This is a genomic window from Gloeocapsopsis sp. IPPAS B-1203 (genome assembly GCF_002749975.1).
In the GTDB taxonomy this organism is placed as follows: domain Bacteria; phylum Cyanobacteriota; class Cyanobacteriia; order Cyanobacteriales; family Chroococcidiopsidaceae; genus Gloeocapsopsis.
Window position 1 is genome coordinate 32,520 of record NZ_PEIG01000004.1, and the last position, 16,053, is coordinate 48,572.

Sequence of the window (16,053 nt, forward strand, 5' to 3'; positions counted from 1 at the left end):
ATTTTAAATGAGTATTGACTTTAAGATTATGAGACTCAAAGTTCTTAATGAGTCTTTTATTTGTGTTTATTATTATTCACTTACATTGCTAATTACTTGTAGTTGAAATCGTTTATAAGTATTTACAGATAGATATGAATTGGCGTCAATTTTTAGTAAGTGCGAAAACACGCATTTTAGCTTGGCTAGCCGTCTTAATGATATTCTCTGTCATTGTTTCTGTATTAAGCATTCGCCACATTCTTTATACTTTATTAGAACAACGAATTGAAGCCTCGCTTTTACAAGAGGTGGAAGAAGTTAATCGATTAGTTGACGGAAGAAACCCAGTTACAGGAGATCTTTTTGGTGATGATGTAGCAGCGATTTTGCGAGTTTTTTTATCTCGTAATGTTCCAGACAATAATGAATACTTGATTGCTATCGTAGACAGAGAGATTTATCAGACAAGTCCTGTTACTATTCCAGATGTTTTGTACGAAGAATTAGAGTCAAATCGTTATTTTTTAAATCTAAATCGTCCTCAGCAAAATAGATTAGTTACTTCTTCAGGCACTTTTGTTTATCTAGCTCAACCAATCGTCACTAATGGAGGAAAACAGCAAGGTGTATTTGTTGTAGCTAACTTGATTACAAATGAGCAAAAAGAGGTCAATCAAGCTGTTTTTGTAGCAGCAATAGTGATTATTATTGTACTTTTTATTGCTTTGTTTTTGGCGTGGATGATTACCGGAAAAATTTTAGCTCCATTAAAAATACTAACTGAAACTGCTCGCTCAATTACTGATTTCGATCAAAATTTAAGTAGACGAATTCCAGTTAAAGGAGCAGATGAAATTGCTGAATTAACGATGACTTTTAATGAAATGCTCGATCGGCTTGAGGCTTCTTTTACTAGCCAAAGGGATTTTATTAACGATGCTAGTCATGAGTTACAGACTCCTTTAACAATTATTCAAGGAAATTTAGAACTCTTAAGCGATCGCCCGCAAGAACAGCACGAAACACTAGCATTAGTCAGTGATGAACTAAACCGCATGAGTCGGTTTGTTGGGGACTTACTCTTACTTGCAAGAGCAGAAAGACTTGATTTTTTGAATGTAGAGTTAGTAGATGTTCAAAAATTTGTAGAAGAAGTTTATGCAAAAGCAATTGCGTTAGCTAAACGAAATTGGCATTTAGAAGCAAAAACCTCGCTCCGCATTGTTGCAGATCGTCATCGGCTGACTCAAGTTATGATGAATTTAATCAGAAATGCTGTCGAACATACTACGAAGAACGATTTAATTGAAATTGGAGCATCGCTAGTTGACGATCGCGTTCATTTCTGGGTTCGCGATACAGGAGTTGGTATTAATTTTGCCGATCAAGAACGTATTTTTAAGCGGTTCGCCCGTGCTTCTTATGGTAGAAGGTGTTCTGAGGGTGCTGGGTTAGGATTATCTATTGTAGAGGCGATCGCCAAAGCACATGGAGGTTACGTAAAACTACACAGTTACCCAGGTGTTGGTTCCACCTTTACCGTTGTTATCCCACTCGAACCGCCCCAAGAAGTCGTATCAAATGAACCGTATTCTCATCGCCGAAGATGAACCGCGAATTTCTGCCTTTCTTAAAAAAGGTTTAGAAGCTAACGGATTTGCAACCACTATTGTGGAAGATGGTAACGGAGCAGCGTATCTAGCTCGCAGCCAAGATTTTGATGTCATGCTACTCGATCTAGTGCTTCCTGGAAAACATGGCTTACAAGTGCTAGAAGAAATTCGCGATCGCGGCGAACAGCTACCTATTATAATTTTGACAGCTTTTGATGATGTCCAAGATAAAGTCGCCGGACTTGAAGCTGGTGCCGATGACTATATCACAAAGCCGTTTCGTCTCGAAGAACTGATCGCGCGGGTTAGGGTGCAGTTGCGTAAAACTCACTCGCCACAAAAAGAGGAAATGCTACTGCAAGTTGGCAATATTGTGCTTGACTTGCGCAAACGTCAGGTACAAGTTGCCAAGCGCCTCGTTGAGTTGCCCATCCGAGAGTTTACGTTGCTAGAGATGCTGATGCGTCATCCAGGAGAAGTTATCAGTCGCGAAGATTTACTCAATCATGTTTGGGGCTATGACTACGAGCCTAATTCAAATATTGTTGATGTTTATATCGGCTATCTCCGTAAAAAGCTCGGTAATAAATTGATTGAAACCGTTAGAGGAATTGGGTATCGTTTACGAGAATGAGAGCTTTCTCATCTTTTCTCATCAATATTTCATGCAAAATTAGATACATGAAAGTTATTCTTAATGTGATCTTAAACAGCAAATAATCTTTTTTTAAAGTTGATGACTCGACTCAGGATAAGTCTCACAAAACATCTTCCCTGACTTGGTTTCAGGTTGGTAGATGCATTTGACATAAACGCTTCAAGCTCTCATGTGGGGGAGGAACAGTTATGAGAATGTCACCTAAGAATAACCGGAAGCGACAGTGGGATAACTATACTATCGGTTCCATCAACAAAGGAATTACGATAAACACCAACACCGTAGCTACTATCAAGGAAGGTTGTCGGTTGATACCGCTGCAACGCCAAAATTACGACAATCAGCAGGACAATAGCACGAATACACGAAAGCTACACATTGCGCTTTATTCGCATGACACAATGGGTCTTGGTCACAAGCGCCGTAACTTGCTTATTGCCCAAACTCTCGCAAAATCGTCATTGCAAGCGTCAATTTTGTTGATTACTGGAATGGGAGAAGCTAGTACCTTTGATATTCCCCCAGGAATCGATTATTTATCACTTCCAGCCCTGCGCAAGCAGGTAGATGGCAAGTATCAGTCACGACGGATAGAATTGCCATTACAAGACATCATTGCATTGCGCTCTCAAACGATTCGGGCGGCACTCGCAGCATTTAAGCCGGATGTCTTTATTGTAGATAATGTCCCACGAGGTGCAGTTGGTGAACTAAATTCCGCCCTAGAGTATCTCAAAAGTAGGGAACAGACACACTGCGTGCTAGGATTGCGTGATGTTCTTGATGCACCAGCAATAGTAAGCCGTGAATGGCAGCGTGCTGCCAACGAAGAAGCTATTTGTAAATATTATGATGCAGTGTGGGTTTACGGAGATCCAACTGTTTACGATCCTGTACAGGAGTACAACTTTTCTCCTGAAGTTGCTGAAAAAGTTCGCTATACAGGTTATTTTGACCAACGTCAACGCCTTCAGTTTAATCAATCTCGGACTGATGAATTACTGGCAAGTCTAGAATTACCACCTGGTCGTTTGGCACTCTGTTTGGTAGGAGGTGGGCAAGATGGAGCTTATCTTGCCGAAGCCTTTGTCAATGCCATATTACCTCCCAACACAAATGGCATCATTGTCACGGGACCTTTTATGCCGCAACAAGTACGGCAACAACTACATCAGAAAGCACAAATGTGTCCGCGACTGCGAGTATTAGATGTCGCTGAACCAACTCAACTACTACATTATGCAGATTGTGTCGTTGCGATGGGTGGATATAACACAACTTGTGAGTTGTTATCTTTTGGTAAGCGATCGCTCATCGTCCCGCGAGTGAAGCCGCGAACTGAACAACTGATTCGAGCACAGCGCCTTTACGAGCTAGGTTTGACCGACTTACTTCATCCTAACGATGTCAATCCTCAAGCGATCGCCGCATGGCTGGCACAACATCAGCAACCGCAGCCAAAACAATCGGTCGATCTCAATGGTCTAGAGCGCTTGCCATATTTATTAAGTGAGCTAGTGACGCAATCTTCAGAGGCACAAAGCCGAGCTTCGTAACAGGAGAATCAATTTAATATGTCTTTAAATGATACTTTTAAGGTAGGGTACGTATTAAAGCGGTATCCTCGTTATTCTGAAACTTTTGTCGTCTCAGAAATCTTAGCGCATGAAGCTGCCGGACTAGCAATCGAAATTTTTGCTTTACGCCCTCCGGTAGATGCATATTTTCAAAACATTATATCTGAAGTAAGAGCACCTGTAAAGTATTTGTTATCGCACGATCTGCGGGGCAGTACTTTATGGGCAGTGTTAGAACAAGCAAGCGCCGTTTTACCAGATTTATGGAGCAAACTTGCGATCGCGCGGGGCGAAGATGTTCATGACGTACATCAGGCGATTATGCTTGCTTGTGAAGTGCGGACTAGAGGAATTGCACATCTACACGCACATTTTGGCACTTCAGCAACAACAGTAGCGCGACTTGCTAGTCATTTTGCGGAAATTCCTTATACATTCACAGCACACGCCAAAGATATCTTTCATGAGAGCGTACAACCAGATGATGTGGAACGCAAGCTCAGCGATGCGGCAGCGGTTGTCACAATCAGCGATTATAATCTCAACTATTTAAACGAAACCTACGGACAAGCAGCAGCAAAAGTTCAACGGATATACAACGGTTTAGATTTAAATCAATTTACCTATGCATCGCCTCAAAATCGCCCACTGCGGATTATTGCCATTGGGAGATTGATTGAGAAAAAAGGATTTACCTATTTAATTGAAGCCTGCGATCTTCTGCGTAGTCGTGGTTATGAGTTTGAGTGTCATATCGTTGGTGCAGGAGATTTAAGAGACAACTTATCCGCACAAATTGAAGCCTTAAATCTGCAATCTTATGTAGAATTAATCGGTCCTCGTCCGCAGAGTGAAATCATCGACATTGTGCAATCGGCTGCGGTGTTAGCTGCGCCTTGTGTTGTTGGTACAGACAGTAACCGTGACGGTATACCAACTGTATTACTTGAAGCGATGGCTTTAGGTACGCCTTGTGTTTCCACAGACGTTACAGGGATTCCCGAAATACTGCGGCATCAAGAAACAGGATTGATGGTACCGCAACATGATGCGATCGCACTCTCGAAGGCACTAGAAAAGTTACTCACTGACGCTCAATTACGCGTACAACTAGCCACCCAAGCACGGCAATTAATCGAGGCAAATTTTGATATTCACTGCAATGCTGCACATTTACGCACAATTTTTCGGGCAGCACCCGTCGCAGCAGTACAGGAGGTAAGATAATGCGAATTGCCTGTATTTGTGTTGATCCAGGAGTTCCTGTATTCGGTTGCAAAGGTTGCTCAATTCACGTTCAAGAAGTGATGCGAGCATTACTTAAACAAGGACATCAAGTCGAGTTATTTACAACGCGCTTAGGTGGAGAACCACCACAAGATTTAGCAACAGTTACCGTTCATCAATTACCCAAGTTACCCAAAGGCGATCGCGCGCAACGCGAAACAGCAGCACTCTCAATAAACCTTGACCTACGTTTAGCCTTAGAAAATAGCGGTGATTTTGACTTAGTTTACGAACGTTACTCGTTGTGGAGTTTCACAGCAATGGAGTACGCCAATACCGCAAAAATTCCAGGAATATTAGAAGTCAATGCGCCATTAATTGAAGAACACGCCCAGCATCGGGGACTAGTTAACCATGAAGCCGCCTATGAAGTCGCACAACGAGTTTTTGGCGCAGCCACCGCTTTGGTTGCAGTCTCGCAAGGAGTAGCAGATTATTTGGCAAGTTACCCTGTGGCACAAGGACGAATTCATGTTATCCCCAATGGTGTAAATCCTGACCGCTTTGCAGTTAATCTCAATCCATCATTGCCTACACCTCATGATGTCTTTACAGTAGGTTTTGTCGGAACAATGAAGCCGTGGCATGGTTTAGAGACGTTGATCGCAGCATTTGAGATTCTGCATTGTGCTGATAATACAACTCGGCTGTTGATTGTTGGAGATGGACCAACAAAAGACGAAGTACTACAAAACTTAGCAACTCGCCGTTTAACTCAAGCAGTCCAACTGACAGGCGCTGTTACCGCCGCACAAATTCCAGGATTACTTGCCTCAATGGATGTTGCCGTTGCACCTTATGTCCACCAGTCGCACTTTTACTTTTCGCCGTTGAAAGTTTATGAATATATGGCAGCAGGACTGCCCATTGTTGCCAGTGATATTGGGCAAATCTCGCACTTGCTGCAAAATCGCGTCAATGGACTTTTGTGTGCGCCAGGTGATGTATTACAGTTAGCTGCACTCCTTTATCAACTACGACTGCAACCAGAACTGCGATCGCGCTTAGGTCAGGCGGCAAGAAAGACTGTATTGGAAAATCATACGTGGGATGTCGTCGTGCAAAAGACACTTCGTTTAGTCAGTTCTTCGGTTGTGGAGGTCAGTTAATCGATGGGTCGTCCGCAGAAAATACAAGAAATTGTGCCAGGATTTTGGCAGATTTTACAGCGCTTTCAACCATATATTCAAAAACAGCAAGCGTTAGTCGTGGGATCGCTGTTGGCACTTCTTGCTGAAGTCGGGTTGCGACTTCTAGAACCTTGGCCCTTGAAGTTCGTATTTGACCGCGTGATTGATCCTACAGGCGAAGCATCAGGGATTGCTTGGATTGATAACCTGGCGCCAACGGCATTGTTATGGCTGTCGGCATTAGGGCTTGTGTTGGTAACAGGATTGCGATCGCTTGCGGCATACGGTAGTACCGTAGGTTTTGCCTTGACGGGAAACCGCGTTCTCACTGAGGTACGCAATGATTTATATCGCCATTTGCAGAGTTTATCACTGTCGTTTCACACCAAAGCTAAAGGTGGCGAACTAACGATTCGAGTTATTAGTGATATTGGCTTACTTAAAGATGTGATTGTCACAGCGTTTTTGCCACTACTCGGTAATGCGCTGATTTTAGTGGGAATGGTAGCATTGATGTTCTGGTTGCATCTTGAATTGATGCTGCTGGCACTTCTGACTGTTCCATTGTTCTACATTGCTACAGCACGATTGACTAGCCGAATTCGCGATGTCTCGCGCAAACAACGTCAACGAGAAGGCGCAATGGCTGCAACTGCTGCCGAATCAATCAGCGCCATTAAAATTGTCAAAACGCTGTCGTTAGAAGAAACCTTTGCACAGACTTTTTCAGGTCAAAGTCACAAAAGCTTAAAAGATGGCGTGAAAGCCAAGCGGTTAGAAGCAAGTTTAGAACGAACTGTCGATTTGTTGATTGCGATCTCAACTGCAATTGTTTTAGGCCGTGGCGCGCAATTAGTTTTGAGTAATGCACTGACGCCTGGTGACTTGCTGGTTTTCTTATCTTACTTAAAAAACGCTTTTAAACCTGTCAAAGACTTTGCCAAATATACGGGAAGACTCGCCAAAGGAACCGCCGCAGGCGAACGCATTATTGACTTACTCGACCAAAAACCCGAAGTTCAAGACTTGCCAGGCGCAAAACCTGCACCGCCATTCCAGGGTTATGTTCAGTTTGAAAACATCACGTTTGCCTATGAACCAGGACATCCCACACTCAAAGATATTGATTTTAGTGTCGCCCCTGGTCAGCAAGTTGCTTTAGTTGGGCATTCTGGAAGTGGCAAATCGACATTAACTAGCTTAATCCTGCGGCTTTACGATCCAGATCGCGGTCGCGTACTGATTGATGGACATGATATTCGCGAATACACAGCGACATCACTGCGATCGCAAGTTAGTGTGGTGTTGCAAGAGAGTTTGTTATTCGCCGGAAGTATTTGGGAGAACATCGCTTATGGTTCGCCTGATGCTACACCTGAGGAAATTATCACCGCTGCAAAAATCGCCAATGCGCATGATTTCATTCAGAATCTGCCGCAAGGCTACGATACTCTAGTAGGAGAACGCGGGGTTACGCTTTCGGGAGGACAGCGACAACGAATTGCGATCGCCCGCGCCGCTGTGCGTCAAGCACCAATTCTGATTTTGGATGAACCGACAACAGGTTTAGATCAAGAAAATGAGCAAGTTGTTGTCGAAGCTTTAGAAAGACTGGCTTGGGGTAAAACGACTTTCACGATCGCTCACGATCTTTATCTAGCAGCGCGTGCTGATTTGATTCTTTATGTCGAAAACGGACGCATTTTAGAACGCGGTACGCATCAAGAACTGATGCAAGCAAACGGTCGCTATGCCGAATTATACAACTTACAAGCCGCACAACGAGATCTCAACAATCGTCAGGAGGCAACTCATGTTACCCGCTGATAGCAGCTTAATTCATCGCGATGCTGAATTACCAGGATTAGCAGTATTACTCGATGTTGATGCTTTTGCATCTGTACTACAAGCAGAACTACCTGAAATTAACATTCAATCAGTTCATAGCACTTATGTACGGTACAAGCGCGGAACTAACTGTTTAGTTGCTTATGAATTGAATGTCGCAGGAACCAAAGTGCCGATTTATGCTAAAGCCTTTGGTGCAAATAGCCGGAATAAATTGCAAAAGTTTAGAAATCGAACCAGCGTACCAGGATCGTTAGGTATTGGTCGGTTGATTTTAGCAGCTTACGGAATTGCAGTGTGTTTTTTCCCCAATGATAAAAATCTCAAACAACTGCCGCAGCTTGTCGATCGGCAAACTCGCAAGCATCTGCTAGACAAAATATCTGCAAATGATTTGTGCGAAACACAACTGTTGAATTTGCGATACAAACCAGAAAGGCGATATGTAGGGCAACTGCGTAGTGATACTAACATTCAGGCAGTGCTAAAAGCATACACAAAAGAAGATTATCTGCAAGCTAAAACAAACGCCCAAGCATTTCATTCAGGTACAGTTTTAAATATCGCACCAACTTTAGGTTATTCAGATCGCGATCGCCTATTAGCATTTGAATGGATACCGCAATTACCGTTGAACAAGGCGATCGCCCAGCCACAATTTAACTATGATACGATTACGCTGACTGGTGCAGCGTTAGCCGAAATTCATGCCCAAAATCCCGCCAACTTAAACATTCTTAGCCGTAACGCCGAAGCACAAAGTTTATTATTACTTGCTGCGGATCTCAGCTTTATTTATCCCCCAGTTGCTGATTTGGCTCAGAATTTAGCACAGCAATTTGCAGAACAACTACTATCACTACCTCAACTAACATACCCAATTCATGGCGACTTCAACGCTGAACAAGTGCTGTTAGGAGAAAATGTCACTATTCTCGACTTTGATCGGGCAGTACGTAGCGATCCAGCAGCCGATTTAGGCTCATTTGTTGCCCGATTAGAACATGACAAATTACGCGGTGACTTGTCATCATACCGCTTAGAACGTATTAAGGCAGCATTGTTACAAAGCTATCAAGCACCATTCCTACTTAACCGCGTCGAGTTATACACAGCGATCGCTTTATTTCGTCTGGCGTGTGAACCATTTCGCTATCGCGAACCAAATTGGCATGAAAAAACTGTGATGATTTTACAGCAGGTTGAGACAATTTTACAGCCATTAAGCACACCTCAATCAGCATAAAAGGAGGTGTATGAGCACCATTTCAGTTATCGATCCCTTTGATGTTGTCCGTGATGCAAAAATGCCATTTTTAACACAAGCATTGCATCCTGAAGTTGTTCAACAACAGTTTGATCGGCTTTCACTGTGGCAAAACACGCATCCAATAGAACTGCAAGCGATTCGCGTCATTCGCTATAAACCAGGACGTCGGTGTTTAATTGAATACGATGTTGTCGAAAATCAGTCAGCGATCACGTTAATTGGCAAAGTTCGTGCGAAGGGACTTGATCGTTGTACCTATCGTCTGCTGCAATTACTTTGGCACAATGGTTTTGATGCTGAGAGTGGCGATCGCATTTCGGTTCCTGAACCTATCGGGGTAATTCCTGAATTTCAAATGTGGCTACAGCGTAAAGTTGCCGGTACAGTTGCTACGAATTTACTACTACAACCTGACGGTATTGCCTTATCACAGCACATTGCCCAAGCCGCGCACAAGCTACATCAAGCAAATATTGTCCCTCGGCGTAGCCATACAATGGCAGATGAATTACGAATCTTGGGCGATCGCCTATTGAAGGTAGTGCAATCATATCCACATTTGTCACAACGTATCGAGAGGTTACTTATAGCTTGCGATCGCCTCGGTACTACGACGCCAGAGTTAGAAAATAGTGGAATTCATCGCGATTTTTACCCCGATCAAGTTTTAGTTGCAGGCGATCGCATTTACTTACTTGATTTGGATCTTTATTGTCTTGGCGATCCTAGTTTGGATATTGGTAACTTTATTGCCCACGTAACAGAACAAAGCTTGCGTACTTTAGGCAATGCAGATGCTTTAATAGATCGAGAAGAAGCGGCGATCGCTGAATTTACTCGTCTATCTAGTACTGCAACTCATGTCGCCATCCAGGCGTATAAAACCCTGACGTTAGCGCGACATATTTACATTAGTACGCTATTTCCTGAACGGCAAAAATTTACAGAGACACTCTTAGAACTTTGCGAACAAAGGTCTGTAGCCTCTCATTATGTGTGAGAACGGATTAATGACAATAACATCAACCAAAATATTAACACAACTCACCGTATTAGGTGTTTTTTCAGTCTTGACAAATGCTCCTGTTAGTGCATTAGAAATTTCTAGCACTACCGAGCCACTTGCACAAGTGACATCGGTGTCTCAGTTATCTGATGTAGCACCTAATGATTGGGCATTTCAATCGCTGCGTGCGTTGGTAGAACGCTATGGTTGTATTGCAGGTTATCCCGATGGAACATATCGCGGCGATCGCGCTTTAACTCGATATGAGTTTGCAGCGGGGTTGAATGCTTGTTTAGAACAGATCAATTCTTTGATTACAGCAGCCACAACAGATGCAATTCGTCAAGCAGACCTTGATACTTTACAACGATTACAAGCTGAGTTTGCGCAAGAATTAGCGACAGTACAAGGAAGTGTCGATCAACTCGAAGCCCGTACTGCTGAACTTGAAGCACAACAATTTTCGACAACCACCCGACTTGAAGGCGAAGTTTTATTTGCGGTGAGTGGCGTTACTGGCGATCGCAAAGCTGATGGTAGCGATGAGGAGATTGATGATAGCATTACACTCAGCAATCGCGTCCGGCTCAACTTTATTACTAGTTTCTCTGGTTCCGATGCCTTCCGAGTGCGTTTGCAAGCGCGTAATATCCCTGAATTAGAAGATGCGGCAGGTACGCCAATGGCAAATTTGGGGTTTGATGGTAATAGCGAAAATCGCATAGAAGTAAGTCGGATGGATTATGCTTTTTCGCTAGGCGATCGCGCCCAAGGTTATTTGAGTTTTGTTGGTGGAGGCTTGGGAGATTTTGTCACTAACGTGAATCCGTTATATGGTAGTAGCGGTTCGGGTGCAGTTTCGCTGTTTGCGCGAGAAAATCCAGTGCGACGTCAAGGCGGTGCGCCTGGTGCCAGTTTTGCTTATAGTTTTAGTGATGCAGTTACCCTCGAACTTGGCATTGCAACGAGTGCAGCAACTGATCCAGAAGTAGGTATTTGGCAAAGTCCCTATGCAGCGATCGCGCAGTTAACTGTACAACCGATCGACACTTTAAATCTTGGTTTAACTTATGTTCGCTCGTACAACAGCATTAGTACAGGTACAGGAAGCGAATTATCCAACGATCCGTTTGATGGTGATGCAGATGCGATTACGGGAAACTCGTATGGTGTCGAAGCCGCATTACAAGTGAGTCCGAATTTTACACTTGGGGGTAGAGTTGGTTTAATTCAAGCAACCGCAACCGATCTTGACAACAACCCTGCAGCAGATATTTTCACTTGGGCTGTGTCGCTTGCTTTCCCTGACTTAGCCGGAGAAGATAATTTAGCGGGTATCATTATTGGTTTACCGCCAAAAGTCGTGAGTAATCAACTTGATACAGATTTAGAAGAAGACAGTAGTTCTCTACACCTCGAAGCTTTCTACCGCTTTCAAGTTAATGACAACTTAGCAATTACTCCTGGTGTTTTTATGATTACTAATCCCGAACACGATGCAGATAATGACACGATTTATGTAGGAACTGTCCGCACGACGTTTGAATTTTGAAGTGGTAATGGGTAATTGGTGATTGGTGATTGGTAAGAGTGTTTCAGTCTATTGCTAGAAGCGTAACTACGGTGAGTTCAAGATATAAATAAATAAACACAAGCTGGTGTAGTTCAGTTTCATTAAATACAAATGCGATCGCACTTCTGTTCAAGTCGATGGCGCTTAGGTTTAGCCTTATCGCTATTGACAGTTTTCTTGTGGGGAATTTTACCCATTGCTTTATCAGTAACACTCCAAGCACTTGATGTTTATACACTCACTTGGTTTCGATTTTTAATTTCTTTTGGGTTACTCGCAATTTATTTAGCTAGCCGCCAGCAGTTACCACAATGGCAAAAACTCCGCAATGCTGGGTTAGGGCTTATTGTAGTTGCAACAGTATTTTTAGGAATAAATTACTTACTCTTCGTACAAGGTTTAACGCTAACATCGCCTGCAAATGCCCAAGTCTTAATTCAACTTGCACCAGTATTATTTGGTATAGGTGCGATCGCATTTTTTAAAGAACGCTTTAACCGCTATCAATCCATCGGGTTGAGTATCCTTGTGCTTGGTTTAGTGTTGTTCTTTAATGAGCAATTGCAGAGTTTACTCACAGCAAATTCTACCTATCTTGTTGGTAGTGGTATTCTTGTACTCGCAGCCGCAGCTTGGGCAGTTTATGCTTTAGCACAGAAACAATTACTGCGATCGCTTTCTTCCGCAAACGTAATGCTACTGATCTACGGTGGTTGTGCGCTGCTATTTACGCCTGTGGCGACACCGTCAACAATTCTGACGCTGAGTCTTTTACACTGGGGAACGCTACTATTTTGTGGATTAAATACTTTGATTGCCTATGGTGCATTTGCTGAAGCCCTCGAACATTGGGAAGCTTCGCGGGTGAGTGCAGTTCTTGCATTAACTCCAGTTGTAACTTTGGCATCCGTAGAGATAGTATCATCACTCCTTCCTAAGTGGATTGCCAGCGAACAATTAACATTGTTAGGCTTGATTGGAGCCATTTTAGTTGTGAGTGGTTCAATGGCGATCGCTTTAGGGAGATCGCATTAAATGCAGTAGCTTGGTAGATATACTCTTATCTTTACCCTATCTACTTATGAGTAAACAATTAGATGAAACTGTTTCTAGAGAAATCGCCAATAATATCAAAAGTAAAGCTAAAGACAGCTTTGATAACGCCTATAAAGCAGCCTTAGCTACTGAAGGCGCGCTGTATGTTCAAGGCTTTTTAGTTTTAGCAGCAAAACCTTATCGCATCATCGAACATAGCTGGATTGAACTCGAAGAACAAATTATTGATCCGACACTGCCTTTTTTAAATCACAAAGCACAAGATCTTTACTACTATCCTGCACAGCAACTGACAGTAAAGCAACTCAAAGCCGCCATAGAAGAAGCACAAGAAGATTATCCTGAAGACAATCCCCTGCCAGTTTACGGTGCTGCACCTTATGAATACTATGGTGATGTCATGTTGGGTGGTGCGGAATACTTAGCAGCATATCAAGCCGCCGAAGCAAAATGGAAAGAGTTAAGCGATCCGCAGTATAACTGAGGGGCTAGGAGCTAGGAGCGAGGGGCGAGTGAAAATGTTTAACCGGACGTTATATGATTAGCCTGCATCCTGATCGAGTAGCAAATCCTCGACATTTCGCAGTGAGTGAAACTGATACCCGCATAAGCCTACTAAAGACATACACAAAGCACAGATGACGTATAGCACAGATATACCAGCGCCTGTACCCGTGCCAAATAATCTGCCAAAAAATGGTGTTAGCATACCTCCTGGCTGCATTGCAGGTGCAAAAACATTGTCAGCTAGTAATCCAGCAACTAAGTAGGCGAACGCTGAAGTTAATTGCTCAACTAAAGAACGTGCAGCAAACACGCGCCCTTGAATGTTGGGGTGAACTTTTGCCATCCAAATCGCCGTAGTAGAACTGCCACTTAAAGGAGCATACAGCGAGGCGCTAAACTGAGCCAACATCCAAATCCAAGGTGTTTTACCTAACCCCAACACAGTTTTACTCAAACCAATTCCAGCCATACCAATTAAGACTCCTTTAATCCGGCGCTTGAAACCACCCCAGCGGCTAATAACTAAAGCGCCAATCACACCACCAACACCGGCTGCTGATGCTAAGCTACCCAGAACGACAGTATCGTTGCTGCTACGTGACAAAATCATTGGGGTGTAAAGCAAATCACAGATATCATAGGGTAGCCAAAATAAGAATCCGGCAATAAGCAGTGCAAGCATCCCTCGGCGTGCGCGAATGTAACGCATCCCAAACACAAATTCTCGCCAAATATTCGGATTAATTTGACTTTCGGCTTCCTGTGGGGAAGGTTGAGGAACTTTGACAAGTAATATGCTACTGATAGCAATTAAAAAAGTCACAACATCAATCACACAAATGCCAGCTAAGCCAATTGAATAATAAAGATATCCTGCTAATGCTGGACCAACAATATTAGCACCATAACCCGATACAAAATCTAGACTACTGGCACGGGCATAATGCTTTGCTGGAACCATTAATGAAACTGATGCCGAGTAGGCAAGCCACTGAATTTGATTAAAAGTTCCCGCGATCGCACCTGTAATATATAAATGCCATACTTGCAACTGATTATTGAGATACAACAAGACGATCATTACGGTTAAAGTGACAGTAATCGTATCACCCAACACCATCAGTAATTTACGATTACATCGATCTACAATTACCCCAGCGATCGGACTAAATAAGATACTAGGTAGCAGTGTAAAGATATCTACTAACGCTAAAGAAGTCACTTGACCGCTAAATTCCCATGCCCAAATATTAAAGGCAAAGGTACTCATTGTACTGCCAATTGTAGAAACTAGCTGACCGCTCCAGACAATAATAAAGTTACGCAGGCTGGGAGAAGGTGACATTTTGTATTTTGGATAATGGGTAATTGGTAATTGGTAATTGGTAATTGGTAATGGGGAGTTATGAGTTAAAAAAATCTTGTAATAAATACCTCCGGCACCTTTCTTCGCTAACACGCATTCAAAACTTTTCTAACCCAATTACCAATGAATAACCTTTAAGCTATGTTTATCTTCACTTACTTATTGATTATCTAATATTGTGATTCTGCACTCAGTAGGTATTTATAAATATCATCTAAAATAGCATTCGCACATAAGATATTACCAACAATCCAATACCCTGAATCAACTGTATAAATACGGTCATTTTTAACAACATTAAGTAATTGCCAAATTTGATTATCGCGATATCTTTTAAAATTCTTTTCCGAACCTGGATCAAGTGCTACAAACATGACATCAGCATCAAGTAATTCTATACTTTCTAAACCTACTGATACATAACTTTGAGCAGGATTGCTGACTTTTTTTTGTGCTTCTGGTATAGAAAGCCCAACTTCTTCTAAAATTTTGACAGGAAATGAAAATTGATTTTGAAACTGCGTTAGAGGCGACCCTCCATAGAAACGAATAATAGAAACTTCAGTATTTTGATGCTTTTGTGCAATTTCTATTCGCAAGTTTTCTACGCGCTGTTGATACAAGTTTAATGCTTGCGAAGCTTGCGCTTCTCTATTTAGCATTTTGCCGAGTAGTTGCAAGGTTTCTTTCCAAGCTGTTTCATCAAATTGTATCGATACTGTTGGAGCTATTTTTGAAAGAATTCCGTAATTTTCTGCACCAATTTCTAGCCCTAAGATTAAATCTGGTTGTAATTCCACAATTTTTTCTAGATTAAGTAGGCTTTCTTTACCAATAGAAATTATCCCCTCAATTTTGTTACCAAACTGACGACCTCTACTACCTAAAGCATTCGATTCAGCAGCAGCAATTGGTTTGAATCCTAAGCCAACTACAGCATCTAAAATGGTTTCATCTGTCACTATAATTCGTTGGGGATTTGTAGGAATACAACTTTCTCCCAACTGATGTTTTGTAACTTGACATTCTGATGTTGTAAATTGTCCCCTTGGGTTGCCTTTAGTAGCAATTTGGTTTGAGCAAGCTATCACTAAAAGATAAGTGAAAGTCACAAGTAAAACAAACTGAAAAAAATGATGTATATTTCTCTTCATCCTGACTACCCAAGGGTTAAATTATG

General features: G+C 42.5%; 13 protein-coding genes. 11 read left to right on the forward strand and 2 right to left on the reverse strand.

Features of this window, described 5'->3' with window-relative positions:
• Positions 1–134 precede the first annotated feature (134 nt).
• From CSQ79_RS08335 to CSQ79_RS08385, 11 genes are all read left to right on the forward strand, one after another.
• Positions 135–1,592, forward strand: coding sequence for a sensor histidine kinase (locus tag CSQ79_RS08335; protein WP_289500893.1), 1,458 nt, complete (start codon positions 135–137; stop codon positions 1,590–1,592).
• Positions 1,564–2,229, forward strand: a complete 666-nt coding sequence (locus CSQ79_RS08340; protein WP_099700736.1) for a response regulator transcription factor — start codon at positions 1,564–1,566, stop codon at positions 2,227–2,229. The genes CSQ79_RS08335 and CSQ79_RS08340 overlap by 29 nt, the downstream gene beginning before the upstream one ends.
• 212 nt (positions 2,230–2,441) lie before the next feature.
• Positions 2,442–3,809, forward strand: coding sequence for a glycosyltransferase family protein (locus tag CSQ79_RS08345; protein ID WP_099700737.1), 1,368 nt, complete (start codon positions 2,442–2,444; stop codon positions 3,807–3,809).
• A gap of 18 nt (positions 3,810–3,827) precedes the next feature.
• Complete coding sequence (locus tag CSQ79_RS08350) at positions 3,828–5,057, forward strand: glycosyltransferase (RefSeq protein WP_099700738.1); 1,230 nt, start codon at positions 3,828–3,830, stop codon at positions 5,055–5,057.
• A complete protein-coding gene (locus CSQ79_RS08355) occupies positions 5,057–6,226 on the forward strand; it encodes a glycosyltransferase family 4 protein (protein WP_099700739.1) in 1,170 nt (389 codons plus the stop codon). The genes CSQ79_RS08350 and CSQ79_RS08355 overlap by 1 nt, the downstream gene beginning before the upstream one ends.
• A 3-nt stretch (positions 6,227–6,229) precedes the next feature.
• The gene (locus tag CSQ79_RS08360) at positions 6,230–8,074 is read left to right on the forward strand and encodes an ABC transporter ATP-binding protein (RefSeq protein WP_099700740.1); all 1,845 of its coding nucleotides are present in this window, start codon (positions 6,230–6,232) and stop codon (positions 8,072–8,074) included.
• Entirely contained in the window at positions 8,061–9,341 is a 1,281-nt protein-coding gene (locus tag CSQ79_RS08365) for an aminoglycoside phosphotransferase family protein (RefSeq protein WP_289500896.1), read from the forward strand. The genes CSQ79_RS08360 and CSQ79_RS08365 overlap by 14 nt, the downstream gene beginning before the upstream one ends.
• 10 nt (positions 9,342–9,351) lie before the next feature.
• Entirely contained in the window at positions 9,352–10,365 is a 1,014-nt protein-coding gene (locus CSQ79_RS08370; protein WP_099700742.1) for a phosphotransferase, read from the forward strand.
• Positions 10,366–10,375: 10 nt separating this feature from the next.
• Positions 10,376–11,923: an iron uptake porin gene (locus CSQ79_RS08375; protein ID WP_099700743.1), complete on the forward strand. Its 1,548-nt coding sequence runs from the start codon at positions 10,376–10,378 to the stop codon at positions 11,921–11,923.
• A 132-nt stretch (positions 11,924–12,055) separates the two neighbouring features.
• A complete protein-coding gene (locus CSQ79_RS08380) occupies positions 12,056–12,979 on the forward strand; it encodes a DMT family transporter (RefSeq protein WP_099700744.1) in 924 nt (307 codons plus the stop codon).
• A gap of 46 nt (positions 12,980–13,025) precedes the next feature.
• The gene (locus CSQ79_RS08385) at positions 13,026–13,484 is read left to right on the forward strand and encodes a hypothetical protein (RefSeq protein ID WP_099700745.1); all 459 of its coding nucleotides are present in this window, start codon (positions 13,026–13,028) and stop codon (positions 13,482–13,484) included.
• A 57-nt stretch (positions 13,485–13,541) separates the two neighbouring features.
• Here CSQ79_RS08385 and CSQ79_RS08390 read toward each other — a convergent pair whose 3' ends face one another.
• Together CSQ79_RS08390 and CSQ79_RS08395 are read right to left on the reverse strand one after the other, a co-directional pair.
• Positions 13,542–14,852 (reverse strand): MFS transporter, encoded by a 1,311-nt coding sequence (locus tag CSQ79_RS08390; protein WP_099701018.1) that lies wholly within the window; start codon positions 14,850–14,852, stop codon positions 13,542–13,544.
• A 191-nt stretch (positions 14,853–15,043) separates the two neighbouring features.
• The gene (locus tag CSQ79_RS08395; RefSeq protein WP_289500898.1) at positions 15,044–16,027 is read right to left on the reverse strand and encodes an iron-siderophore ABC transporter substrate-binding protein; all 984 of its coding nucleotides are present in this window, start codon (positions 16,025–16,027) and stop codon (positions 15,044–15,046) included.
• Positions 16,028–16,053 lie beyond the last annotated feature (26 nt).